The organism is Pseudoalteromonas sp. bablab_jr010 (genome assembly GCF_016464105.1).
Classification (GTDB): Bacteria; Pseudomonadota; Gammaproteobacteria; order Enterobacterales; family Alteromonadaceae; genus Pseudoalteromonas; species Pseudoalteromonas simplex.
On the sequence record NZ_JACDWV010000177.1, the window covers coordinates 1 to 25816 of the forward strand.

Here is a 25816-nt window from a genome sequence, read left to right on the forward strand (position 1 = left end):
AACTTATTGCAATGGCTGAAACCTTTGTGCTGCCAGAGCGAAGAGAAAGACATTATCCAAGATGTGTGAAAAAGAGACCCAGTCGGTACCCTGAACGAAAGCCCCAAAAAATGCCTGTCAGCTCTTAACTGACAGGCATTAAGCGAATTAGCTCTCCTTTTTTGTACCTAACTAGTTTAGGTTTTAGCTTTTTTCTGCCACGCGTTCGAATACACGCTTAACGGCGATACCGTAGGTATCACTAGCTTCTTCAGCACAGGTCACAACCGACTCAAGATCATTAAGGTGACCATTCGCTAAGCCATACACCCAACCATGAATTGTTAAATCTTGGCCTTTCGCCCAAGCATCTTGCACAATGTTAGTACGGCACACGTTACGTACTTGTTCGATAACGTTTAGTTCAATTAAGCTATTTAAACGCTCTTGCTCAGGTAATGCATTGAGTTGTTCGATGTGTTTTTCTTTTACATCACCTACATGGCGTAGCCAGTTATCAATTAAGCCAAAACGCGCTTCGTTTAATACTGCTTGAACACCACCACAGCCATAGTGACCAACGACCATGATGTGCTTCACTTTCAGCACTTCAACAGCGTATTGCATTACCGAAAGACAGTTATGGTCAGTATGCACAACGACATTTGCTACGTTACGGTGAACAAATAGCTCACCCGGTAATAAGTCTACAATTTCGTTTGCAGGTACACGCGAGTCAGAACAACCGATCCACAAATACTCTGGATTTTGCTGCATTGATAGAATTTTAAAAAACTCAGGATCATTTTCACTCGTACGCGCTGCCCAACGTCTATTATTTTCGAATAAATTTTTTAACTTTCTCATTGCGCCTCTTTACGGTTTTTAATAATTAGCTTGGATCAAGATATTCCTTGGTGTCAGCTGCTTTTCGCAAAACGTACTAACTGTTACTTGATACCCTTGTTGTTGCAAATATAAAGCACGATCGAGCACGAGCCAAACTTCAATTGCCCTTCTGAACACATGTCGGACGAGTTCAACTCGCTCGGTGACCCTTTTGCGCTTTTTACCTATCTCTAAAAACTTATTGTAATCAATACCTTCAGGTAAATGTAATGATTTTTTCTCAGCAGCCCATAAACAAAATGAGTTAAACGAATCAGAGAAGATCGCTTTGTTCACTGACGGTACACTCACATAGTGCATTTCACCGGTCAGTGATTTACGTAACGCATCAAATCCAAGACGCCATTCAACCTCTGTTTTTCTTACCTTATCAACTCGGCTCGGTGCTGTTACCGTTTCTTGCAGCGCCAGTTTTAAATCGCGATGAGTAAGCGCAAGTTGGCTTTGCTTGGCAGGCTCGCTCATTGCTTGATAAGCGTTATCTGTGAATAAATGATAACAGCACGGTGAAAAACTAATTTGCTGAGTTTTCGCTTTACTTGCTTGCTGCATAAATGTTTGATGCAAACGACCACAGGCATGCAATGCAACTGCATGCTGCTGGCTTTCAAAAAAGCCATCTGTGTCATCGGTTAATACATCAGCTTGTGAAAACTGCATCGCCAATTGCTGTTGCTTAGCACTGTGTTGACCTTGATCGCACAAGTGTTGTTGTAGCTCAATGCTATGGACACGTGGTACCCCATTAAATGCCAACATACGACCTAAATGCCCTTTACCTGCACACCACTCTAAAACAGGCTGGTTTAATGACTGCTGACTAATGGCCGCGACAAAGTCTTGTAGTTGTTCAAACTTACGGCCCTTAATGCCATTACTTATCCAAAATGGAAATTCATTACGGGCAGCACTTATAGCAGGCAAATTACACAACTCAGCCAACTGGTCGATACCCCCTATTGCCTCAGTAAAATAACGATATAAAGCTTGCTGATCGGCATCAAGTTCACTCACTTGTTGGTCATCAAGCGCCCATAATAAGTTGGCTAATTCAGGCCAAGGAAGATCATCAAAATCAAATGCGGTACATTGCCAGTATTGGCGGGTTGAAAATAGCAGTGCATCTAAAGCTGCAAAGTGCTCGGCAAGTGTCATAACTACTTAGCGACAAGAAATAAAGAGCAGTATAACAGCTTTTATCTTATTTAACGTCGGTTACTGCTGATCAAGCGACTGTACAATGGCACACACGCAATACTTAAAATGATGGCGAGGATCAACATCCACGACAGCTCAATAGCTTCAGCTTGCTGCTGATCATACATAAAGCCATCAAAAGCCTGATCAAAATCAGCTTGCTCGATGCCATATAGATCTGCAATTAAACGCCATTTTGCCATCGACATATTGCCTAACTTAATCCCTGGAGGTTGAATATAGCTTGCCAAAACATGTGCTTCATAAGCCAGCTCCTGTACGCTTTTATGTTTAGCATAGTGCTGCTTGGTCACATCGATGCTTTCTTCTAAGTGCAATAAAGCATACCGCCACCCTTTTAGGCTCGCGCGGTAAAAACGCTCTACAACCTCAGGCTTCTTCGCTAAAAACTGCTCAGAGGTATATAAAATATCACCATACACATTCAAGCCGAACTTTTGAGGGCAAATGAGTCGATAGCCAACCCCTCTAAGAGTCATGCTGTAAGGCTCATTGGTGACATAAACTTGCACCGCATCTAAATCACCGGCAAGCCACTCTTTAACGCCGCCTTCATAGCTAGCTGCCATCAAGCTTTCTTGGCTCAACCCAGCACGCTGTAACATGACCAAGAGTTCTGCATTTTCTAGTGAGCTAACTTTGCTGAGTTTCTTTCCAACAAAGTCTCTGGGCTGAAAAATATCTGAGTTATTCTTTACCATCCAGCAGTAAGGCGAAAACTGCAGAATGGCTCCAAGGGCAACAACCGATGCGCCTTGCTGGCGTTTTTGTAATATGCCTGAGTGAGTAATGGCAAAGTCGGCTTGGCCGTTTAACACTTTAGGAAAGGTATCAGGGTCATTTGGGTCGGCAGGTATAATAGCAACATTAAGGCCCGCTTCCTTGTAAAAGCCTTTTTCTGCAGCCATATAATAACCTGCAAATTGAAACTGGTGAGTCCATTTTAATTGTAAGCTAACGTTATCAACGCTCTGTGCGCTCATAGAGAGCATTAGACAGATTAACCCTAGTAGACTTTTCATTCCTTGCACGCATCATCCTTGATTGAGAACCGTGCAATAACTATAGGAAAAATAGACAAAAAAACAAGGCTACTAATTAGCAGCCTTATTCTGATTTTATAACTAATTAGCCACTTTCACTGCGCTCAACTCCTGACCTTGGCTGGTTAGGAACTGGGTGAAACATGGATTGTTCGTTTCATCTTGAACGTTGTATCCCAAACGGTTCAAATGCTCATTGAATACCTCATAATCACTCGGTTCAATAGCAAAGGCCGCCAGCACATTACCAATCGCTCCACCATGATTACGATAATGGAATAAAGTGATATTCCAATTACTACCAAGGGTATCTAAGAATCGTGCCAGTGCACCTGGGTATTCAGGAAACTCAAAGCGTAATAAACGCTCATGAAGTTGAGCTGGCGCTTTACCACCCACCATATAACGAATATGCAATTTAGCCAGCTCGTTATCTGATAGATCGCAAAACGTGTAGTCGTTTTCTGTCAGTGCCGCTTTTAACTCTTCAAGCTCTTGCTGCCCTTGCCTTAATGCAATACCAACAAAAATTTGTGCTTCGCCGGGGCCTGCATAACGGTAATTAAACTCGGTGATAGCTCTGCCACCTAATGAGTTACAAAACTGCTTAAAGCTGCCCTTTTCTTCTTTAATAGTCACAGCAAGCAGTGCCTCGTTCTTTTCACCAAGTGCCGTTCGCTCAGCAACATAACGTAAGCGGTCAAAGTTTAAGTTTGCACCCGATAAAATCGCAGCAACGTTTAAGCCTTTAACACCATTTTGTTGGCACCATTTTTTCAGCCCAGCTGTTGATAGCGCCCCAGAAGGCTCCGCTATCGCACGAGTCGAAACAAAGATATCTTGCATTGCGGCGCAGATTTCATCGCCCGTTACAGTGACCACTTCATCACAAAACTTTTGCGCTAAACGAAATGTTTCTGTGCCGATGACTTTTACGGCTACCCCATCAGCAAAGCTGCCAACACGGTCAAGCTCAACGGGCTTGCCTGCTTCAAGCGCTGCTTTTAGGCAAGCACTCTCATCAGCTTCAACACCAATGACTTTGATATCAGGACGTAACGACTTAATGTACACCGCCATGCCTGCAAGTAAACCACCACCGCCAACAGGAATAAAAACAGCATCGAGGTCGTTCAATTGCTGCATTAATTCACGGGCAACGGTACCTTGGCCAACAATCACATCAGGATCATCAAACGGTGGCACAAACACCCCGTTACGCTGCTCTGTCAGTTCTAAAGCATGGGCTTTTGCCGCATCAAAATGATGGCCGTGTAATACCACTTCACCACCGAGTGAACGTACTGCATTCACTTTAATTTCTGGTGTTGTAACTGGCATCACAATCGTTGCGTTATGCCCTAAAAATGAGGCACTGAGTGCAACCCCTTGCGCATGGTTACCCGCTGAGGCTGTGATCACATCAGACCCTTTTGGCAACTTGCTCAGTTTATGAAAAGCACCACGAAGCTTAAATGAATAAACCGGTTGTTGGTCTTCACGCTTTAACCACACATGGTTGCCTAACCGTGCACTAAGATCAGCCATTTCGCTGACCTCAGTGACTTTTGCAAGCGGCTCCATGTTCGCTTGGATGATAGCGCGAAAATAATCGAGCTCTTGAGAAACCATAATTAACTAAGCTCCTCAAGTTTTGCTAAATCGCGAACAGCTCCTTTGTCTGCACTGGTTGCAAGTAATGCATAGGCTTTAAGTGCAGATGAAACATAGCGGTCACGATCAAGTGGTTTATAAGCGTCTTTACCACGTGCAAGTTGCTTTTGTTTACGTGCTTCAAGCTCTTCATCTGACAGCGCTAAAGTGATTTCGCGGGTTGCAATATCAATTACTATTTTATCGCCATTTTCAACATAGGCGATTGCACCACCACTTGCTGCTTCTGGTGAAACGTGACCTATTGATAAACCCGATGTACCACCCGAGAAACGACCATCGGTGATAAGCGCACACTTTTCACCTAAGCCCATTGATTTTAAGTAACTCGTTGGATACAGCATTTCTTGCATGCCTGGGCCGCCTTTTGGCCCTTCGTAACGAATTACAACAACATCGCCTGCTTTTACTTCACCATTAAGAATGCCTTCAACCGAATCATCTTGTGATTCGTATACAACAGCAGGGCCTTCAAAGTGCAGCATTTCTTCAACTACGCCAGCACTTTTAACAATACAGCCATCAAGGGCTAAGTTACCTGAAAGTACAGCTAGGCCACCATCTTGACGAAAGGCATTTTCAACACTGCGGATACAGCCGTTTTCACGGTCATTATCAAGTTCTGGCCAGCGACATTCTTGGCTCATTGCTTTTGTAGTGCGGATACCGGCTGGGCCTGCTTTATAGAATTTTTGCGCTACTTCATTATTAGGATCGGTGGCATCCCATTTAGCCACCATTTCAGCCATACTGTGGCCTGCAACGTGATCAACAGATAAATCAACAAGGCCTGCTTTACCTAACTCACGGATAATTGCCATCATGCCACCAGCGCGGTGCACATCTTCAATGTGATATTTATTGGTTGCGGGTGCCACTTTACAAAGGAAAGGAGTTTTACGGGAAAGCTCATCGATGTGCGACATGTCAAAATCGACACCCGCTTCTTGCGCGGCAGCTAATAAGTGTAAAACCGTATTTGATGAACCACCCATAGCAATATCAACTACCATTGCATTCATAAAGGCAGTGCGATTAGCAATAGCACGTGGTAATACTGCTGCATTATCTTTTTGATAATACTCACGGCATAAATCAACAATGCGCGCACCTGCTTCAACGTAAAGTTGTTTACGGTCTTTATGCGTAGCAAGTGTGGTACCGTTACCCGGCAGCGCTAAACCAATCGCTTCTAATAAGCAGTTCATTGAGTTGGCAGTAAACATACCCGAACACGAACCACAAGTAGGACACGCAGAGCGCTCGACTTTTTCAGAGTCTTCATCGCTTACTGTGGTATCAGCGCCTTTTACCATGGCATCCACTAAATCAAGTTTAATGTCGATATCAGCAAGGCGTGTTTTACCCGCTTCCATTGGACCACCTGATACGAAAATAACCGGAATATTTAAACGCAGTGCAGCTAGCATCATCCCTGGGGTGATTTTGTCGCAGTTAGAAATACAGATCATGGCATCGGCACAGTGTGCATTAACCATGTATTCCACTGAGTCAGCAATTAAGTCACGCGATGGTAGTGAATACAGCATGCCGCCGTGACCCATTGCGATACCATCGTCGATCGCAATAGTATTAAATTCTTTTGGTACACCACCGGCTTCGGTGATGGTTTCAGCCATCAGCTCACTAAGTTGGTTAAGGTGAACATGACCCGGTACAAACTGAGTATATGAGTTAACAACAGCGATAATTGGCTTACCGAAGTCTTTATCTGTCATCCCTGTTGCACGCCACAAAGCACGCGCCCCTGCACGTTTGCGACCTTCTGTTGTTGTTGCACTTCTTAATTTAGCCATAATTACCTCAGTTGTTGCAGTGGCATGCCACTGACTTCCTCATTCCGAATTTATTTCTCACTAAAGCATCAATCTGATTGCTCTAGCTACCTGTTGATTTTTTACTAGATTGCTTGTTGTTGAAATTGGTTTTCAACATTAACGTGTTTAACATCAACCAATTTATTTAACTGTGATGTTAGTAGATAAATTGGCTTATCGCTGTCTACCGTCATAGTGACGTGAAACGCTTCATCAGCCATTTCTAAATTCATGGTTGTTAGGTCAAAGCCGCGATGACGTGCAACGCGTAAAAAACGCTCTACAGCGACACTTTGATTCTTTAGTGCAATCGTTAGGGTGTGTTTCATTTTACTGTCTCCGTCATCATTTCATCATTAGCTGCACCCGGTGGTACAAGCGGCCATACATTTTCTTTATCATCAATACAGGCATGCAGAATGTATGGACCTTCACTATTAACTAGCGCATCAACCGCAGCATCGACTTCATCTGCTTTAGTGATGGTTTGACCTGGAATGCCAAACACCGCTGCTAACTGCACGAAATCAGGATTATCTGAAAGGTTTGTTTCAGAATAACGACCTTCAAAAAATAGCTGCTGCCATTGACGTACCATGCCTAAGCGCTGGTTATCTAAGATTAGAATTTTAACTGGCAGATTGTTACGGCGAATTGTAGCCAGTTCTTGAATGTTCATCATGATTGAGCCATCACCCGACACCGTGATCACAAAATCATTTGGACGAGCAACTTGAGCGCCGATAGCGGCCGGTAAACCAAAGCCCATGGTACCTGCACCACCACTACTTAAATGATTGCTTGGGTGGCTAAACTTCATGTGCTGCGCCACCCACATTTGGTGCTGACCCACATCACAGCACACAACACCCGTTGCTGGCATTTTTTGGCTTAGTTGGTTTAATAAATATGGGGCAAATACTTTCTCGCCTGGATAGTCATAACGCCATGCATGCTCTTTCATCATGCTTTCGATATGCGTTAACCATTCATCAGGCGTTACAAAACAATCAAGTTGCGGTAATGACGTTTTTAAATCTGCGACTAATGACGCTTTTGCAGGCTTACGCTTACCAACCTCTGCTGCGTCGATATCAAGGTGTATCACTTTTGCTTTTGCGGCAAACTTGCTTAAATTGCCAGTAACACGGTCGTCAAAACGGGCACCGATACAAACCAAAACATCACACTCTTGCACTGCTAAGTTAGCTGCTTTACCACCATGCATACCTAGCATACCCAAATCATATTCATAATCAGGTAATACACTGCCTAGCGCTTTTAGAGTTGATACCGCAGGCATATGTGTTTTTTCTAAAAACTGCATAAGCTCGTTTTGTGCATCAGCAGCTTGTACACCACCACCGATATACGCCACAGGGCGCTGCGCTTCACTTAAGATTTGATTAGCTATTGCAACTTGGTTCGGGTCTAATTTTGGTAAATGATCTTCGGCGGCTAACCAAGGGTGGAATGGCACTTGTGCCATTTGGATGTCTTTCGGGATATCAACTAACACAGGACCTGGGCGGCCGCTTTGCGCTAAGTGGATGGCTTCTTGTAGGATTTCGGCTAAATCTTCTGCTCTTTCAACCATGTAACTATGTTTAGTACATGATAACGACATACCTAACACGTCCACTTCCTGAAAGGCGTCGGAGCCTATTGCGGCGGTAGGTACTTGCCCTGTGATGGCAAGTAACGGCACTGAATCCATCATTGCATCAGCAAGAGCGGTTATTAAGTTGGTTGCACCAGGGCCTGATGTTGCAAAACACACACCTAACTTACCTGTGCTGCGGGCAAACCCCACTGCTGCAAAACCCGCTCCTTGCTCATGACGCGTCAAATAATGTTTGACTGGCGCACCGTACAAGGCGTCGTAAATAGGCATGATGGCACCGCCTGGGTAACCAAAAACATCCTTAACGCCATGTTTGGCTAATAAATCGATTGTTAACTCTGCGCCTGTCATCGTAAATCCTCATTCCTCAGTGACATTGTGTATTTGCTGCGACTCAAACCTTAAAACAAAAAAGCCCCCCGGACTGTTAAGTGCGGGGGGCTTTTTAAATGCTTCACTTTTCTCTAAGCACTAACTAGCCCCCGCGGTAATAATAATCACCACGACGTTAATTAGAATTAGAGAAAGTTTGTTTGTAAGCATTTATCTGTAACCAAATTCTGTTCATTTGTAGCGGAAATCTAGCCATCCCGCTGTCTTTTTCTATTAGTACCGCGCTGGGGGCGTTAAGTCAACATAAAATTCAATTCAAAAAACAAGCAAAAAAACGACTTTATAGAAATAAATATCTAAACTTTACCATTAATAAGATTTATTTTTCGCCATTTGCTTAATATTGAAATTTCATACCTCTTTATCTGCCATTCTATGATTGATTAATTTTTGGCAATTAAATGTAATTTTTTCTGCTTAAAGCCGATTTAATTTAACGCATCAAAGAAGAATTAGTTTAGTATTGAAAATAACCACGTAATGAAAAGGAAAGTTATGAAATTCGTCCAACGTATAAATGCCCTGTTTTTTATGGTGCTACTGCTTGGTTTTAGCCAACATGCACTTGCCGAGCCGGGATTATGGAAAGTAGAAAAGAACGGCGTTGCTTCATATTTATTTGGTACCGTACATGTTGGCGATGACAGCATGAAAGGCTTACCGAGCAAGGTAAAAAAAGCACTCGATAACTCAGATAAAGTCATTGTTGAGGTGGATATCAGCGCTATTTCACCGATGGAAATGCAGCGTCGCTCATTACCATTTATGATGCTGAAAAATGGCAAAACCTTACAATCAGAATTATCACCAGAAAACTATGCAAAACTGCAAAAGTACTTTGCGGATAAATCAATTGATATTGCGATGTTTAAGAACTTAGCACCGTGGGCGGTGATGGTCACCATGATGCAAATGGAGTTCCAAAGCGTTGGTTTTTCAGATCAATACGGCATAGACAAGCAAGTACTTGCTTATGCTCAAGAACATAAAATTTCTGTTGGTGAGCTAGAAACTCTTGAACGCCAAATGGAAATGTTTGAGCACTTAGCAATCATGAATGACAAAATGATCGAAGAAACGTTCGACCAACTTGCAGATGTAGACACCTACTTTTTTGGCCTCATCAAGGCTTGGAAATCAGGTGACATGAAAACACTTACACAGTTTTATAACGAAAGCTTTGATGACTCTCAGTATGGTCAGCTAAGCGAGCAAGTGATGTTGATAGACCGTAACAACGATTGGGTTAATCAACTATCTACTCGCATCGGTAAAGAAAAGCTGTTCATTGCAGTGGGCGCTTTGCACTTACCAGAGCAACACGGCTTATTGAAGCAATTAACAGATAAGGGTTTTACCGTTACCCGTATTTAAATGATTTCAATCGTTTAAAAAGCGCCTTATGGCGCTTTTTTTGTGAAATCAGCCATCTCTAAATAATTGTTGATACCGACTATTTTGTCACTCGCGTGGTGATTAACATACACCACGGTGCTGGTGCCTGCAGCACAGATTTTTTCTATTAGTAATAACACGCGCTGCCTATTCGCTTCATCAAGACCTAAGCAAGGCTCATCAAGAATCAACAAGTTAGGGTGTTTAACCATAGCCCGAGCAATCAACAATAAGCGCTGATCACCAAAAGACAGTTGGCTAAATGAACTGCTTTGTTTATCACTTAAACCTAATAACGCTAACCACTTTTTGGCAATGGCAAGTTGCTTATCAGTGGCTTTTTGGTAAAGACCAATGCTGTCATAAAAGCCCGAAACAACCGTATTGAGCGCAGTGATACTCACTCGATAATCCATATGTAGCGCGTTAGAGATATAACCAATGTGTTGTTTAATTTGCCAAATACTCTCACCGCTGCCGCGCTGGTAACCAAACACCTTGATATCGTTGTTGTAACACTGCGGGTTATCACCCGTGATAAGGTTCAGCAAACAGGTTTTACCTGAACCATTTTTACCTGTTAACTGCCAATGTTCGCCTTGGTTAATTTGCCAGTTTAGTTTTTCAAATATAGCCTCGCCGCCATAACTGACTGATGCGTTGTTTAATCTTACCAGCATAGAGTCTGTGAGCGGAGGCGCTTGATGGTCAATATCTGCCTCAGGTATTTGTAGCTGAGTATGAGTAAGGTGCAATAGCTTAAGTAAATCATCGCGCTGCTCGGCTGTAGGCTTTGCTAATTGCTGAGCCACATGACCCTCTTTAACGTAGGCGTAATGATCCACAAAGTCAGGGATCTCAGTTAAGCGATTGAGCACAAAAATAAGGGTCGTTGTTTTACTAAGCTCAGTGAGTAGCTGATTAAGTTCAGCCATTGCCGTAACATCTAAACCATCAAAAGGCTCATCAAGCACAAGTAAATCTGGCCGACCGATTATGGCTTGAATCAACATTAGTTTGCGGGTTTCGCCGGTCGATAAATCGCGAAATGCCTTGCTAAGTTTGTCACTAAAATCAAATAGGCTTATTAGTTGCTGTAGCAAATCACTATCAAGCTGTTGCTCGTCTCGACCTGCAATAATCAGCTCATAAACTGTACTCGTAGCCGTAACACCCTCAATAATATCATCTTGATCTTTAGTTAACTCGGCCGCGAGGAGCTGCTTTTGGCTGTCTGGCGATACCAATGCTATACGCTCAAAGCTATTCTCATACTGGCCTTGCTCTATTTTCGCAAAACCAGCAATGGCAGCGGCCACAGCCGATTTACCCGCCCCATTGGCGCCAAGTAATACCCAATGCTGCAATGGCGATACATTGATATTGAGCTCATCTAAATAATAAACGTCATTGCCTTGGCCCTTCAGGCTGGCTCGAACATTAACCAACTGCACTTGTTGCACTTTGAATCCTCATTCTAAGTTACCGTTAGCTTGACGTTACCGCATTCGATAAAAAATTAAAAATCGTTTAAACCTTTTTTGAACACGGCTGCGACTAAGGTATAAAAGGTCATTAACAGGAATCAGACAATGAAAAAATTACTTTGTGTAGCAGCAATAGGCCTAGCACTTACAACAACATACGCAATGGCAAAAGACTCACGTGAGCTAAATCATAACTTTACAGTGAATGGCGCAAGCCAGCTTGATATTGATTTTCCGGTGGGCAGCTTAGAAGTCGAAAGTTATGACGGCAGTGAAGTCGTGGTTACGGTTCGCATTGAACCAAAAAATGACAATAGCTGGTTCAGCTCTGATGTTGACTTATCTGATATCGAATTAAGCCACTCGCAAAGTGCCAGCTCACTTAGCTTAAAATTAGATAACGATGACATTCAACAAAACTGGTATGTAAAAATGCCTAAATCAATGGCAATTGATGTTGAGCTAGGTGTAGGTGATATTGAAATTAACGACGCAAGTAATTCAGTTGAGATTGAGCTTGGTGTGGGCGCAGTAAGAATTGATAGTGCGCTTGACGATTACAGACGCATTGAACTGGATACCGGTGTGGGCGACACCAAGATTCGCGGCTTGAAAAAAGAGGCTAACACCAGCCGCAAAGTCGTTAGCTCTCACTCAAGCTACCGAGGCAATGGACTGCATGATATTGACGTTGAAGTAGGTGTTGGCGACATCAAAGTAACAAACTAATTTAACGCTTTGGTTATCCCTGTGAGCTCTCGGTAAATAAAATACTGAGAGCTTTTTGCACTGAATCTAGCGAGATCGGTTTGTATACATGTAGGTTAGCCCCAAGTTCATACACACGTTGTAAATCATCATTTGATGTATTGGCCGTCACCACCAAAATTGGCACCTGTTGCCCCTGCTCATTACGAATAATATCAATCGCTTTAAAGCCATCCATAACTGGCATATTCAAATCCATAAAGATTAAATCATACTGCTTATCTGACGCTTTATCTGTGGCGATTAAGCCATTTTCAGCGATATCAAAGCTGTAATTTAACTGCCCTAAAATACGACCTAATATAGTGGCATTCAACTGATTATCTTCCACAATTAAGCAGTGTAACTTATTGGGTAATAAAACCTCTGCGTCATCACCAGCGGCATTACTTAACTCTAAGCTAAGCACCACTTTAACACCTTGCGGTTGAGCACTTAAAAACTCAATATTCCCCTGCAAAGCTTTAACAATATGCACCACCCTCAACAAACCAGTTTTAAGGCCTTGAAAATGCTGCTCGCTATCATTTTCCAAGCTGAGTATATCGGTCGGTGGCTTTTCAAACCCTTTGCCGTTATCTTGCACTTCAATAATATAGTTTTGTTCGCCTTGGCTTCTTGCTGTGATCGCAATTCGACCTTGTTCAGCAGTAAATTTTACTGCATTGTTGATGAGTTCAGCCAAAACTTGCTGTAAACGAGCATGATCAGTGAGTACATCTTTGTTAAGAGATTCTGGAATATCGATACTAAGCAGAATATTCTTTTCGTCGCAAACATATTCAAATGGGGTGATCGCGTGTTTTAGAGTCGACTTTAAATTTCCACGACTCGGGTTTAATTGCCAATTTCCTGTTGTGAGCTGTTGTAAATCAACAAGTTCATCTAACATTGCGACTAATCTATTCACACAATAAACAGCTTGTTTTTTAGTTGCGAGCTGTTGTTCATTGATATCAAGCGCTTCAATAGAGGCTGTAAGGCCTTGTATTGGTGTTCGAAATTCATGACTTGCGCGAGCTATAAAGCGCTCTTTATTTTTGCTTATTTGCTCCGCATATTCTTTTTGAGTTTGATACTTATTAATTGTTTTAGCGATTAATGATTCCATTGGCTTAAAGACAAAAAATAGTTCAATCAATAACAACAGCAAAGCCGTTAACCAAAATATTAATTCAACTGTTGCAATAAATGTGACTTTTTTTACAGACTCTTGCTCAAGCAACTCAACAGCTACATCTAATTCATTTAATAAGACTTCAACTTGTTGAGTTTCGAAAACAGGCCCGTCAAAATCTGTGTAGTCGTCACGGCTATTTAATAGCTTCTGTGCTTTACTTACATAGCGCTTAACACGCGCATCAAGCTTATTTGGAGCAGCAAAGTAATGTGCCTCTAACTCCTGATTTAAATGACGAAACGTATTTGGACCATCGCGAGCAACCAAAAACTGGTGACCTGCAATAAACTGCTCAACGGTGTCTTGTAGCAGCTTGCGATGCTGTTGCTTTACAGGCAGAGACTTGTCATAAATTAATGCGTTACCATGCAAAGCAATCTTTTGAGAGAGCATTCGTTGCTTGCCGGCAATATTGATCACCTCGGCATCACCCTTTTGGATATACAACAAAGATTGAATCAAGGCCGCTGAAAAGGATATTAGAAGCGCTATCGCTAATAACCCCCAGCGATATCTTTTACGGATATCAATAACTAGGTTTAACATGCATTTCTCTGATCTTTTTATTTTATTCTAGTCTAAATTAAGCAGTAAAGCCCACTATTAAGTGGGCTTTATCAACAAACAAAGCAGTACTTAAAGGCTACCTATTTTCGAGGCGGTTATAATCAAATAACCCAAATTCGACACCTCGGTATTCTTTAGCTACACGATGCAAAATATCGCTGTATTGCCAAAACTGAGGATGCGTTCGACGAATCGCAAATTCGCTTTTCAGGTCTCTATATGCCGACTCATCAGTCACTTTAGCAAGCCCAGCTGCAAATGCAGCAACCTGTTGTTCGTTATGTAGATACCAAATTGCTTCTGGGTAATCACCAATAAACCCCGGTACAATTGTTACAGTATCTTCGTCATAGGCTCGCTGCCCTTCTTCATTCAATAAACTCGAAATATTGTAATGAGCATTGTGATGAATAAGAGTATAGGCTTTGTGCTGTTCATCGCCCTCTTTGACTAACACAAACGAAATTTGCGGCAGTAGATTAATTGCTTTGACAGGCAAATCATTTATTTGTGCAAGCGGTTCTGGCACTTTGGTGTAGTCATAACGAGGACTCAAAATTGGTTTGAGCTTCTCTTTAAGCATGTTATACAGCTCAGACTGCTGATCTGCTGTTTTGAATTCAATGCCAGTAGGTTGACTAAATGACAGTTCATCTTCAAAGAAACTGGTTAAACTAGGTGGTGATTTACGATACCACTGAGCTTTAACTTCTTTACGTTTAGCTTCTGGTAATAACGCCAAATAATTCGCTTCGCCTTCTAAGCGTAAAAAGTCCATATACAAACGAGTTAAAAGCTGGTGACCTATATTGCCGTACACATCAAACCCCGCCACCAGCAGGTAATGAATACGCTCAAATAAGGCATAATCGAGTATCCAAGCAGTCTTTGGTTGCTGGCCTATCCAACCTTTTACAACCGTTGCACTATCGAAATGACGGAACACCGTCAGCGCTGCATTTTGGTTATGACCATCACCTTGCCAAAGTAAATCGGTGGTAAGGTGCTGACCGTTCTCAAACATCTTATTTGCCAGTGCAACTTTTGCTGATAAGTATTTGTTTTGGCGTTTTGAGTACTTTACCCAACTAGAAATCGGTAAAGCGTTACTTTCTTCTTCTGCAGGTAAAGCTAGCGCATCTTCATGTTGTAACAACATTTCACCGACTTTAGGTGTCGCCGCCATTTCAGGCTTAGCAAAACCAACCCAAAACTGATCGTTAATCACGTTTAACGCGATTTGACCACGACAAACAGGACCTTTAATAAAGCCCATGATTATAAGCTCTGCTTCATCAAGCATAAATTGATAACGCGAGTTTACTGGAATTGCTGCAAAAGCTTTAAACGGATTTGATGCTACTTCAGGCTTATAGCTTGGCAATTTATTTACTTGATAATCAGCTTCAATAAATTGCGAATGTAAGCGGGCAAGTTTTTCATCATTTAATGCTAAAGGTAAATGTGTTTTAGCTAAAATAGTCGAGCGGTCATGCATTAAACGATAGTAAACTCGTTCAACTTTAGGGTCTTCATAAGGGCGACGCGTGCTAATATGCTTGATCTCTTCTCCCGGCGGAGTCGAAGAGCGAACTAGTTTAAAGTAGCTGTGTTTATCGCCATGCTCAGGAAAATAAATATGCGCTAAGTACCAGTGCTCGTAAATATAACGAGCAGCTAGTTGATGCTTTAAACCATCTTGATTTAAGAAAGCTTCCCAGCGCTCCACTTGCTTAAGTACGCCTTTTTCAGGGGGCTCAATATGAGCAAGATATCCGCCTTTTCTGAGCCATTTAGCAAGGTGCTGAAACTCTTCGCTTGAGATCCCCGGTAAACCATAAGGCATACCACTGTGCGGGCTATCTTTAGCAAATGAGTCAAACTCATTCATTGTGGTACATGTTTGCTCACGGTCGAGTGAAAAATCAAACTCATCGCCTAAAATAGCTTGCTTAGGTAGTGGGCTACTTTGCTTAAGTACTAAGGCATTATAAAGCACACTACCGGCAAGGTTCGCTTCTTCGGTTTGAGCTCGCTCATTAAGTACAGGGGTAAAGCTTTTTTCACGCCACTGGGCGGTACTTGTCGCATCAAACAGCAAGCGGCTTGGCTCTTGCGCTAGTAAACGTGTGCCGTCATAAACACGCTCTTTACTTAAGCCGCGGTCGATACCTTCCACAGAAGATAACTTAAGCTGACACGGTGCATCATAGCAGCCATGACAAACCACACAGCGACTATCAAGTACGGGCTTTACATCACTTAAAAACTCAGCACCTTCAAGTGTTGATGCAGCAACAACACGCTCTCTAGGTTGCTCTTCACCAAACAATTCATCGTAATGAGCAGCGCCTAAATATGCACAGCCACTTAAAAGAATAAGGCCGAATACGGTCGTGAGGGTTTTTCTCATCCTTCCTCCTCGATATCTTCAACGTCATCACCTAAATCGAAGGTTGGCATCATATCTACTTGCGGCGACACAAAAGTTTGATCATTGTCACAGCTAAGCATTGCGCTCAATAATGGCCCGCGAACTAAAGTTAACTGCGCGTCGTGCTCACTATTAATCAATACTTGATAATCATCATTTAACGCTTCAAGACGATATTCATTAATAGCAATAGCGACACTGCTATCAGCAGCTGGGTTTTGGCAAAGCTGCGCAAGTAACTCTTCGCTTAACGTTACATGTAATAATAGATCTGGGGACTCGATGTCACGGCTATGAAGGTTTTCATCGAAATAAAAAAGAGGAAGGGTTAATTCGCTATTTTGCTCTAATTCCATGTGCTGTTCTCTACATCAAAATGACTTTTAATTGTACGAGTATAGCAAACTATAAGTTCAAAAATTAGCGAAACTTATCAGCAGTTAGCAGCTTTTTAGCTACTAACTAACCGAGTTATAAAAACAGTGAAAAAAGTATTACCAAGGTAGCGTTTCACCATTTGAATGCCAAAACCCACCTGTGTTGCTAAGGTTTAGTTCATCAATACGTTTGATGAGACGCTCTGCGGCAGTTTCAGGGCTGATATCGCCAGCAAAATTAACCATTTGCGTTTGTACAAAGCCTGGGTGAAATAAGCCAACAGCAATTTTTTTATCTTTTAACTCATAGGCTAAACTAACACTCGCGGCATTAAGGGCCGCCTTTGACATGCGATAACCAATGTAACCGCCCGAGCCGTTATCAGCAATTGAGCCCATGCGCGATGTAATCATCGCCACTTTAGCATCAATGCCTAAACTTTGCTGTAATGCATGCGTAATACGAATAGGCGCGATACTGTTCACGCTAATTTGCTTTTCGATGGCAGCAAAGTCCATATCAGCGAATGTTTCGTTGTGAAAAATACCGGCATTATTAACCAAAATATCAATTTTGTCGCCGTGTAAGTAATTGGCAAGTGTTGCAACATCATCGGCGTTAGATACATCAATGTCGCTAATAACTTTCACATCGAGTGCTTGAAGTTCTTCGCTTGGGGTGCGAACCACCGCGGTAACACGGTAACCTTGGGCTAAATACTGTTTACATAAATTAAGGCCAATACCTTTATTGGCCCCTGTAACCACCACATGCTTAGTCATCAATCTGCTCCTTAGTTGGGGTATTTATACCTAAACCACCTCAAGGTGCGAGTTTCTGCATCTTGATGAGGCTTAGGTGTATACTTTGGGACAGATTGGCAAAAACCAAGAGCTTAAGTTAATTCATCAATGGTTGACTTAAGAATAGAAAAAACGGCCCCTTGTGGGTCGGTAATCACACTAAAACGCCCAACATCTGGAATGTCTGTTGCTGGCACACAAATAGCGCCATTAAGCTGCGTTGCTTTGGCAACCGCCTGATCGCAATCTGCTACCGCAAAATACGGCATCCAATGCGGTGGAATATCATCTGGCCATTCATCGGTCATTTCGAGCATGCCTGCTATCGGTTGCTCATCAATAGTGAATAAGGTGTAGTCCATACCTTCCATGGGTTTCACCTCAAACTGCCATCCGAATAACTGACAATAAAAGTCGCGACTTTTTTGCATGTCTTTCGACACAAGCTCAAACCAATAAGGTAGGTTAAGCTCTTGCACTCTTTTAGCTCCGATATGCTCACCCGCTTGCCACAAGGCAAATGTTGCGCCGCCAGGCTCTTGCAGCATCACCATTCGACCTGCCGTCATGACATCATGTGGCCCTGCCAAAACCGTTGCCCCCAATGATTTTGCCAGCTCAGTGCTTTGGTCAACATCATCAACAGCAATATATAATAACCAATGGGTTGGCATCTCACTCATACTTGCAGGCAGTTGATACATAGCGGCAATATCATCACCTTGCTTTTGCAGCATGGTGTAATACATGTCTTCACCTATTGGCTGATCATCAAAACCCCAGTCAAAAAGTTGCGTGTAAAATTGCTTTGCAGCTTGCCAGTCTTTTGCGCATAACTCGGCCCAACAGAAAGTACCCGCAGGGTGTTTTGTATTTATTTTTGTCATGACTGTTCCTCCTTCATTAACGGTAATCAACAAGCGGCTTTTTTACCAATTATTTTTTAAATTAATTAAATAACCGTTTAGAAAAATTAAATAATCATTATCAGTCACTTACAGAAAAACCAAAGTAAACCAAGTTTTTATAGCCTTTACACAATATTGATTGCAGCAATAAACACATGTATAAATACGAACAATTTTTAATAACAATTATATAGCGATTTAACGATGTCAATGAAATTTGCGCTTCCTTTTTTACTTACTCCTATCGCTGCGTTAGCAAATCAGGCTCAAGATATTGAGCGTATTACTGTTTCTACAACGCGTAGTACTGCACCTGTTAGTACTGTACCTGCAACTATCAGCGTTATTACCAGTGAAGACATTGCTGAGCAACTTGCTCACACTCAAGATCTATCGCAAATTTTAGGTAATTTATTACCGAGTTTTTCACCAAGCCGTCAAAAGATGACTAGCGCAGGTGAAACACTACGTGGCCGTGAACCGCTATACATGATTGATGGTGTACCTCAGTCGAACCCGTTGCGTAATGGTTCTCGTGACGGCAATACAATTGATCCTGCTATGATCGAACGCATCGAAGTGATCAGTGGTGCTAATGCAATCCAAGGCATGGGCGCAAGCGGCGGTATTATTAATATCATCACAAAATCAGCAGGCGATTTTAATCACCAAATGAGCGCAGGGTTTAGCACTCCGACAGACGGTGGCAGCGACAGCCAAAGCTATAAAGCCAGCTACTTATTCAGTCAACAGCTTGATGATATTAGTTTTATTGGCGGTGTATCGGCACGTAGTACGGGTATGTATCGCGATGGTAACGGAGACTTTGTTGGGTTAGATGGCACACAAGGTGACACGCAAGACTCAACCAGCCTAGACCTATTTTTAAAAGTTAAATATCAGCTTGATAATGAACAAAGTATTCAAGCGATGCTGAACCACTACAAAATTGAGGGTAATGGAGATTTTGTTGCTATTAATGGTGACCCAACAACAGGCCTTGCCACATCAGCTGAAAAAGGCGATATAGAAGGTGATGCACCACGCAACCGTGTAACAACCTTCACCCTTGATTACAACCACGCTAATATCGCTGGCGGCAACCTTGCAGTTCAGTTATTCACGCAAGATTTTGCGGCGATGTATGGCGGCGGTACATTTGGTACTTTCCAAGATCCTGAATTTGGTGAAAACCTTTACGACCAATCTCAAAACAAGTCACAAAAGTTTGGAAGTCGCGTTACTTATAATAAAGATAACCTATTAAGCAGCCAGTTTGATATTGCGACCGGTATCGATTTACTTTCTGACGAAACATACCAAGAGCTTGCGCAAACAGGTCGTCATTGGGTGCCAAAAACCAAGTTTAATAACATCGCACCATTCGCTCAGCTACGTTATGACGGCTTAGAAGATTGGACTTTCAATGCCGGTGTTCGTTACGAGTACGGCAAATTAAAAGTAGATGACTTTACTACCCTAGCATCTTACAACAGCAGCTTTGTAGAAGGCGGTGAGCCAAGCTTTAACGAATTATTAGAGAACTTAGGTGTTGTCTACCAAGTGACTGATGAACTTCGTCTATATGCAAGCTACAGCGAAGGCTTTAGCATGGCCGATGTGGGGCGTGTACTGCGTGGTATAAACCAAGCTGGCTTATCGGTTGAAAGTTTCTTAAACCTAGAACCTGTGATTTCTGATAACCGCGAATTAGGTTTTGAATATGCAAGCGATAGCTTCAATATTAAAGCCAGCTACTTTAAATCTGACTCAGACTTAGGCTCTCGTTTACAAGCTGATGCTGATGGTATTTACAGTGTAAAACGTGAACGCACTGAGATCTCAGGTTTTGAAGCCAATGCACAGTATTACCTAACTAACAGCACAACATTCGGTGCAAGTTACGCTGATACAGAAGGCCAATATGACGGTGATGGCGACAATAAAGTAGAGAGCGACTTAGGCGGCAGCAATATTTCACCGACACGGTTAAACCTTTACTGGCAGCAACAATGGCCAGCAAGTTTGTCTAGCCGCTTACAAGTTAATAAAGTGTTTGATCGCGACTTTAATACTGGTGAAGAATTTGACGGCTACACAACCGTTGATTTATCAGTGCAATATCAAAGTGCTGAGTATGGTACATTTAGCCTAGGTATCGATAACCTGCTAGATAAGTACTACATCACTTATTATGGGCAAACAAACCCATCGGCAACTCGCTATTTTGCAGGCACTGGCCGAACTGTAAATCTAACTTGGAACTATGCATTTTAGATTTAAGCTAAAGTAATTAAACAACAAAAAAGGCACCAAGGTGCCTTTTTTAATTAGTGATGATGACCATGCTCACCTTTGAGCTGATTACCTTGCGCATCATAAAATCCACTTGCACCATGCTCAACAAACCCTAAGTTGATCATTTTAGCTAAAAATGGATCGCTTTCATTATCACCGATATCTGCGTAATCGGTCGTTTGATAGTTATCCCATTTCGCAAATTCTGCCTGAATCTTTTGCTGGTTGTAATGACTGGCTGTTAAAGCAATTTCACGGCTATAAGTTGGTGTTGAAATACGAATTGCTTTGAGTAACTTTTGATTGGCAAGCCAGCTTAGCTCTATTTTGCTCTCACCCTGCTGCTGTGTGTAATACTCTGTTAACTCACAGCCTTCACCGGTGCTTTTCTGGTGCGTCATTGAGGCTAAAAACTTATCGCTTACTAGCTGATATTTGCTACTCCAATCTTGTTCACCTTGCACTTCCGATGGTTGATACTCAATACCACGCTGGGCATGCTGAAAGTAACGAATTGGGCGAATTTGTTTATTGCGCAACTGTTGCCATAATTCAATAAATTGTGGATTCTGCTTAGCCACCTGGTGAGGCGTACGCCAAAGGGTAAAAGTGTTTTCAGTATGCTGCTTATTAGCAACGATTTCTGTGGTGACTTTATAGTCTGCTTGCGTAAAACCGGTGTTCATATCGCATTGCCCTGCAACAGCAAGTGGACTAAGTAATGAGGCAAGTAAGATGGCTGCTTTCACGGGATTCTCTTTTGTCTTGGTTTACTTTATAACTAATTGAGTAAGGGAGGCATGGAGCCTCCCAAACACTCATTATTGTGCTAATTTAGCATCGGCTTGTTTAACAAGGTCAGCGGCGTAATCCATAACATGGAAGATAAGGCTTTGCTCATTAGTGCCTGTTACTAAATGTGCACCTGGGCCTACTGCATACACACCCACATCTTCTGCTGCATGTGTTTCAGAGCCTAGAGGTACGACGGCTTCTTGGTGGAAACCTGGTGTTGTTGTGTCAACATCAGTTAAATCAACACGACCCGTTACCGGTGCAAAGTTATAACCTGCATCAGCATCAGTCTCATCGCCTAAATCGCGGAAACCGCCACCATTGGTATAACCAACCGTTGTGTATGGCATGTTATCTGCTGCAAGTGATGGTTCATCACTACCCACAGGTACCACTTTACCTAAGATTGGATTACCACGTTTTGGGTAGCCTGCAATGGTAAATACGTGGCTGTGGTCAGCTGTTACTATGATTAACGTGTCTTCGATGCTGGTTTTATCAAGAGCAACTTGGACTGCTTTTGAAAGCTCAACTGTGTCGCTTAGTGCATTGTAAGCATTACCAGCGTGGTGACCGTGGTCAATACGACCAGCTTCAACTGTTAGCATGAAACCATTGGCGTTGTTATCTAACACATCAATTGCTTTTGCTGTCATTTCAGCAAGTGAAGGCTCGCCTGCTACATCGTTTGCACGGTCTGCTTCGTATTGCATATGTGATTCATTGAATAAACCAAATACGCGCTCAGTTGACTCTGCATCAATTGCATCAAAACCAGCTTGGTCCATCACATATTGACCTGCAGGATATTTAGCTTTCCACTCAGCTGTTAGGTCACGACCATCTGTACGGTCGCCTTCTACTGAGCTCACAGCATCAGCAGAGTTAAACGCTGCGTCTTTCGGTAAGAAATGACGACGACCGCCGCCCATGACAACTTCCAAACCATCAACATCTAAGCCTTCGTAGCGTGCTTCTAAGTTTGCTTCAAAGTTAACTAATTGCGATGCAATATCTTCGCAGCCAGCGGTAACCGCCGCTTCTGGCATATCTGATACATCTTCCCAGTTACGGTCAGCCGATTTTGCATACGTTGCTGCAGGCGTTGCGTGAGTGATACGCGCTGTCGAAACAATACCCGTCGACTTACCGGCAATCTCAGCAAGCTCAGTGGCTGTAACTAGTTCATTACCTGCAACCGTTGCACAGTTACCACGTTCGATGTCTTCATCAACACCGATAACGCCAGCATCCGTTTTTACGCCCGATGCCATTGCTGTCATCGTACCCGCAGAATCAGGTGTTTGCGCATCAACGTTATAGGTTTTAGCAAACCCTGAGAATGGTAGTGTTTCAAAGCTTAGTTGATGCTCTTCTCCTAGCTTACCCTCTAGTTGACCGGCCATAATACGTGCTGCTGTGACAGTTGAAATACCCATGCCGTCACCAACAAACAGAATCACGTTTTTCGCTTTACCTGACTCTTTTACAACGGCAGCAATGTTTTCTTCGCTACTAGCGACTTTAACTTGTGCTGACTTGAACCATTCATTATCAGTCAACGGCGCTAATTGCGATGCCGTTAACGACGTTGCTGGTGCATTACATGCAACGCTTGTATCCGTTACTTCTGCTGAGTCTAGCTCACCGTTATCGTTGCTATCTTCACCGGTAAGGGTTTCTGTACCACCGTTTACGCACAGCTCAGAGCCAACAGCTAATGTATTTTCAATGGTTAATGTTTTTGGTGAGTTGTCATCGTCATCAGAACAACCCGCTAATGCCACTACTACAGCAAGAGAAATTAAATTTAGTTTTTTCATCGTCGTCGCCATTATTCTTCAATTAGTTCTAGAGCTTGGTTAATGATGTGGAAAATTACGTTTTGCTCCACAACGCCTTGTGCTAGTTGCGCACCTGGACCTTTTGCATGCAGTGAAATATCTTCACCTGCATGAGTCTCTGAACTTAGTGGCACAGTGGCTTCTTGGTGATAACCAGGTGTAGTCGTATCAACACCCGTTAAATCAACACGGCCTGCAAATGCCGCTTCGCTATAAGATGCATCAGCGTCGGTTTCATCGCCTAAATCGCGAAAACCTAAACCATTAGCATAACCAACTGTGGTGTAAGGCATACCATCTGCCGCAAGGCTTGGTTCTTCGCTACCAATAGCAACTACTTGACCTAAGATTGGATTACCACGCTTTGGGTAGCCCGCGATAGTGAATACGTGGCTGTGGTCGGCAGTAACAAGAATAAGAGTTTCTTCTGGGTTGGTGTTTTCTACCGCTGTCTGCACTGCTTTGGCAAATTCAACAGTATCATTTAACGCGTTATAAGCATTGCCCGCATGATGACCATGGTCGATACGGCCTGATTCAACCGTTAAGAAAAAGCCTTTTTCATTGCTCTTTAAGATATCAATTGCTTTACCTGTCATTTCAGATAATGACGGCTCACCCGCTACATCGTTAGCGCGATCTGCTTCGTATTGCATGTGTGATTCGTTAAATAATGCAAATACGCGTTTGCTATCAGCATTTAGCGTATCGAAGCCTGCTTGGTCCATGACGTACTTACCATCAGGGTACATTTCTTGCCACTCAGCCGTTAGGTCACGCTCATCCGTACGGTCACCTTCTACTTCGCTCACTGCATCAGTTGAGTTAAACGTTGCGTCTTTTGGTAAGAAGTGACGACGACCACCGCCCATCACAACTTCAAGACCATCTACGTCAGTACCTACAAAGCGTGCTTCTAGGTTCTTCTCAAAATTTACAAGTTGTGAGGCAATATCTTCACAACCCGCTTCTACAGCATCAGCCGGCATATCTGATACGTCTTCCCAGTTACGGTCAGCTGATTTTGCATAGGTTGCAGCCGGTGTTGCGTGAGTAATACGCGCCGTAGAGATAACACCTGTTGCTAGACCTTTGATTTCTGCCAGTTCTGTTGCGGTAATTAACTCGTTACCAGCAACAGTTGCACACTCGCCACGCTCGATATTTTCGTTTACACCAATTACACCTACATCGGTTTTAACACCTGAAATAATTGCTGTCATCGTGCCTGCAGAGTCAGGTGTTTGTGCATCAACGTTATAGGTTTTGATTTGCGCTGAGTATGGAAATTCCTCAAAGCTTAGTAAGCCTTCTTCGCCCGACTTACCCTCCATTTGCCCCGCCATAATACGCGATGCAGTCAGCGTTGAGATACCCATACCATCGCCAACAAATAAAATGACATTTTTCGCTTTAAACGTTTGCTCAGCCTGAGCCGCCGCCTCTTTTTCTGTTAATTTTGTTTCAGCGGCACTATACCAATCATTTTGTTTTTGACTGTCTGGTAACACACCTGCATTGGCCGTCGCTGACAATGCCAACGTTAAACCAATTGCAGTAGCAATTTTATTAATTTTCATCGTTACGTTCCGTTAGTACGTTATTTTAAGAATTTGAGTGCTAACTAAACTGCACTTGGATAATTAGCGCAGCCATACTAAGAAGGCATTGTTACTAAAAAAGTGGTTTTTCATGACGAAATGATGAAACCAAAAACAACTTTAGCTATAGGTAAGTAATTAGTTTTAGTAGAAATAACAGAGTTGGTTGCTAGGTGTGAGTTGCGAGGGTAAAAGTTCTAGCTTCTAGGTCAAGCATAACCTTGGGAGTGTTTTATGATGGTTTGGGTTTACCAAAGAACAGGTTTATATGGAGTGTGTTGGGTTTCGCTACGTTCAAACCAACCTACCCGAAGAATGAACAGGCCGAATGCTGAGCGAGACACCACACTAAACAACCCCACCAATCTAATCTGACGTCTGAAAGCTGATAGCACTGTTTACGTTGGGTTTCGCTCCGCTCAAACCAACCTACCCGAAGAATGAACAGGCCGAATGCTGAGTGAGACACCACACTAAACAACCCCACCGATCGAATCTGACGTCTGAAAGCTGACAGCTGATAGCTTTTTTCACCCATAAAAAAACCCGAGACTAAGCTCGGGTTTTTCTTAATGCTTAATGCATCACTATAGTTGATTACTCAACGATAGTTGCAACAACACCAGCACCAACTGTACGGCCACCTTCACGGATAGCGAAGCGTAAACCTTCGTCCATCG

At 42.8% G+C, this 25816-nt stretch carries 19 protein-coding genes and 1 pseudogene; 3 read left to right on the forward strand and 17 right to left on the reverse strand.

The genetic code is table 11. From position 1 onward, the window contains the following. Positions 1 to 183: 183 nt before the first annotated feature. The 7 genes from can to ilvG all read right to left on the reverse strand — a co-directional run bounded on the left by can (position 184) and on the right by ilvG (position 8636). The gene (gene can / locus JIG37_RS18160; RefSeq protein WP_054554114.1) at positions 184 to 846 is read right to left on the reverse strand and encodes a carbonate dehydratase; all 663 of its coding nucleotides are present in this window, start codon (positions 844 to 846) and stop codon (positions 184 to 186) included. A gap of 18 nt (positions 847 to 864) precedes the next feature. Continuing rightward, entirely contained in the window at positions 865 to 2043 is a 1179-nt protein-coding gene (locus tag JIG37_RS18165; protein ID WP_199530007.1) for a methyltransferase, read from the reverse strand. A gap of 50 nt (positions 2044 to 2093) precedes the next feature. Further along, complete coding sequence (locus JIG37_RS18170; protein ID WP_244664410.1) at positions 2094 to 3089, reverse strand: ABC transporter substrate-binding protein; 996 nt, start codon at positions 3087 to 3089, stop codon at positions 2094 to 2096. Between the two features lie 141 nt (positions 3090 to 3230). Then, entirely contained in the window at positions 3231 to 4781 is a 1551-nt protein-coding gene (ilvA, locus tag JIG37_RS18175; protein ID WP_199530008.1) for a threonine ammonia-lyase, biosynthetic, read from the reverse strand. Positions 4782 to 4783: 2 nt separating this feature from the next. After that, entirely contained in the window at positions 4784 to 6640 is a 1857-nt protein-coding gene (gene ilvD, locus JIG37_RS18180) for a dihydroxy-acid dehydratase (protein WP_054554111.1), read from the reverse strand. Between the two features lie 104 nt (positions 6641 to 6744). Then, positions 6745 to 6990, reverse strand: a complete 246-nt coding sequence (gene ilvM, locus JIG37_RS18185) for an acetolactate synthase 2 small subunit (protein ID WP_054554110.1) — start codon at positions 6988 to 6990, stop codon at positions 6745 to 6747. Next, complete coding sequence (gene ilvG, locus JIG37_RS18190; protein ID WP_054554109.1) at positions 6987 to 8636, reverse strand: acetolactate synthase 2 catalytic subunit; 1650 nt, start codon at positions 8634 to 8636, stop codon at positions 6987 to 6989. The genes ilvM and ilvG overlap by 4 nt, the downstream gene beginning before the upstream one ends. A 537-nt stretch (positions 8637 to 9173) precedes the next feature. Between ilvG and JIG37_RS18195 the strand changes: the two genes are divergently transcribed. Continuing rightward, complete coding sequence (locus JIG37_RS18195; RefSeq protein ID WP_138619838.1) at positions 9174 to 10052, forward strand: TraB/GumN family protein; 879 nt, start codon at positions 9174 to 9176, stop codon at positions 10050 to 10052. 26 nt (positions 10053 to 10078) lie between these two features. Here the strand turns inward: JIG37_RS18195 and modF are convergent, their stop codons facing one another. Further along, the gene (gene modF, locus JIG37_RS18200; protein ID WP_199530009.1) at positions 10079 to 11536 is read right to left on the reverse strand and encodes a molybdate ABC transporter ATP-binding protein ModF; all 1458 of its coding nucleotides are present in this window, start codon (positions 11534 to 11536) and stop codon (positions 10079 to 10081) included. 129 nt (positions 11537 to 11665) lie between these two features. Between modF and JIG37_RS18205 the strand changes: the two genes are divergently transcribed. Then, positions 11666 to 12289, forward strand: coding sequence for a DUF4097 family beta strand repeat-containing protein (locus tag JIG37_RS18205; RefSeq protein WP_138601195.1), 624 nt, complete (start codon positions 11666 to 11668; stop codon positions 12287 to 12289). Between the two features lie 13 nt (positions 12290 to 12302). On the opposite strand, the gene JIG37_RS18210 is transcribed toward JIG37_RS18205, so the two are convergent. From JIG37_RS18210 to JIG37_RS18230, 5 genes are all read right to left on the reverse strand, one after another. Continuing rightward, positions 12303 to 14054, reverse strand: a complete 1752-nt coding sequence (locus JIG37_RS18210; RefSeq protein WP_054554105.1) for a response regulator — start codon at positions 14052 to 14054, stop codon at positions 12303 to 12305. Positions 14055 to 14151: 97 nt separating this feature from the next. Continuing rightward, the gene (locus JIG37_RS18215) at positions 14152 to 16488 is read right to left on the reverse strand and encodes a fatty acid cis/trans isomerase (RefSeq protein ID WP_199530010.1); all 2337 of its coding nucleotides are present in this window, start codon (positions 16486 to 16488) and stop codon (positions 14152 to 14154) included. Continuing rightward, positions 16485 to 16865, reverse strand: a complete 381-nt coding sequence (locus JIG37_RS18220) for a hypothetical protein (RefSeq protein WP_054554103.1) — start codon at positions 16863 to 16865, stop codon at positions 16485 to 16487. The genes JIG37_RS18215 and JIG37_RS18220 overlap by 4 nt, the downstream gene beginning before the upstream one ends. 138 nt (positions 16866 to 17003) lie before the next feature. Further along, positions 17004 to 17669, reverse strand: coding sequence for an SDR family oxidoreductase (locus JIG37_RS18225; RefSeq protein ID WP_199530011.1), 666 nt, complete (start codon positions 17667 to 17669; stop codon positions 17004 to 17006). 113 nt (positions 17670 to 17782) lie between these two features. Further along, a complete protein-coding gene (locus JIG37_RS18230) occupies positions 17783 to 18577 on the reverse strand; it encodes a VOC family protein (protein WP_138601202.1) in 795 nt (264 codons plus the stop codon). A gap of 231 nt (positions 18578 to 18808) precedes the next feature. Between JIG37_RS18230 and JIG37_RS18235 the strand changes: the two genes are divergently transcribed. Then, positions 18809 to 20875, forward strand: a complete 2067-nt coding sequence (locus JIG37_RS18235) for a TonB-dependent receptor (RefSeq protein WP_199530012.1) — start codon at positions 18809 to 18811, stop codon at positions 20873 to 20875. A gap of 53 nt (positions 20876 to 20928) precedes the next feature. On the opposite strand, the gene JIG37_RS18240 is transcribed toward JIG37_RS18235, so the two are convergent. The 4 genes and pseudogenes from JIG37_RS18240 to JIG37_RS18255 form a co-directional block, all read right to left on the reverse strand. Next, complete coding sequence (locus JIG37_RS18240; RefSeq protein ID WP_054554099.1) at positions 20929 to 21645, reverse strand: hypothetical protein; 717 nt, start codon at positions 21643 to 21645, stop codon at positions 20929 to 20931. Between the two features lie 72 nt (positions 21646 to 21717). Next, positions 21718 to 23514: an alkaline phosphatase gene (locus JIG37_RS18245; RefSeq protein ID WP_199530013.1), complete on the reverse strand. Its 1797-nt coding sequence runs from the start codon at positions 23512 to 23514 to the stop codon at positions 21718 to 21720. 11 nt (positions 23515 to 23525) lie between these two features. Beyond that, positions 23526 to 25115 carry an alkaline phosphatase gene (locus tag JIG37_RS18250; RefSeq protein ID WP_054554097.1) on the reverse strand — a complete coding sequence of 530 codons (1590 nt, stop codon included), beginning with the start codon at positions 25113 to 25115 and terminating at the stop codon, positions 23526 to 23528. Between the two features lie 618 nt (positions 25116 to 25733). Next, positions 25734 to 25816: pseudogene (locus JIG37_RS18255) on the reverse strand (elongation factor Tu); the annotation flags it as partial.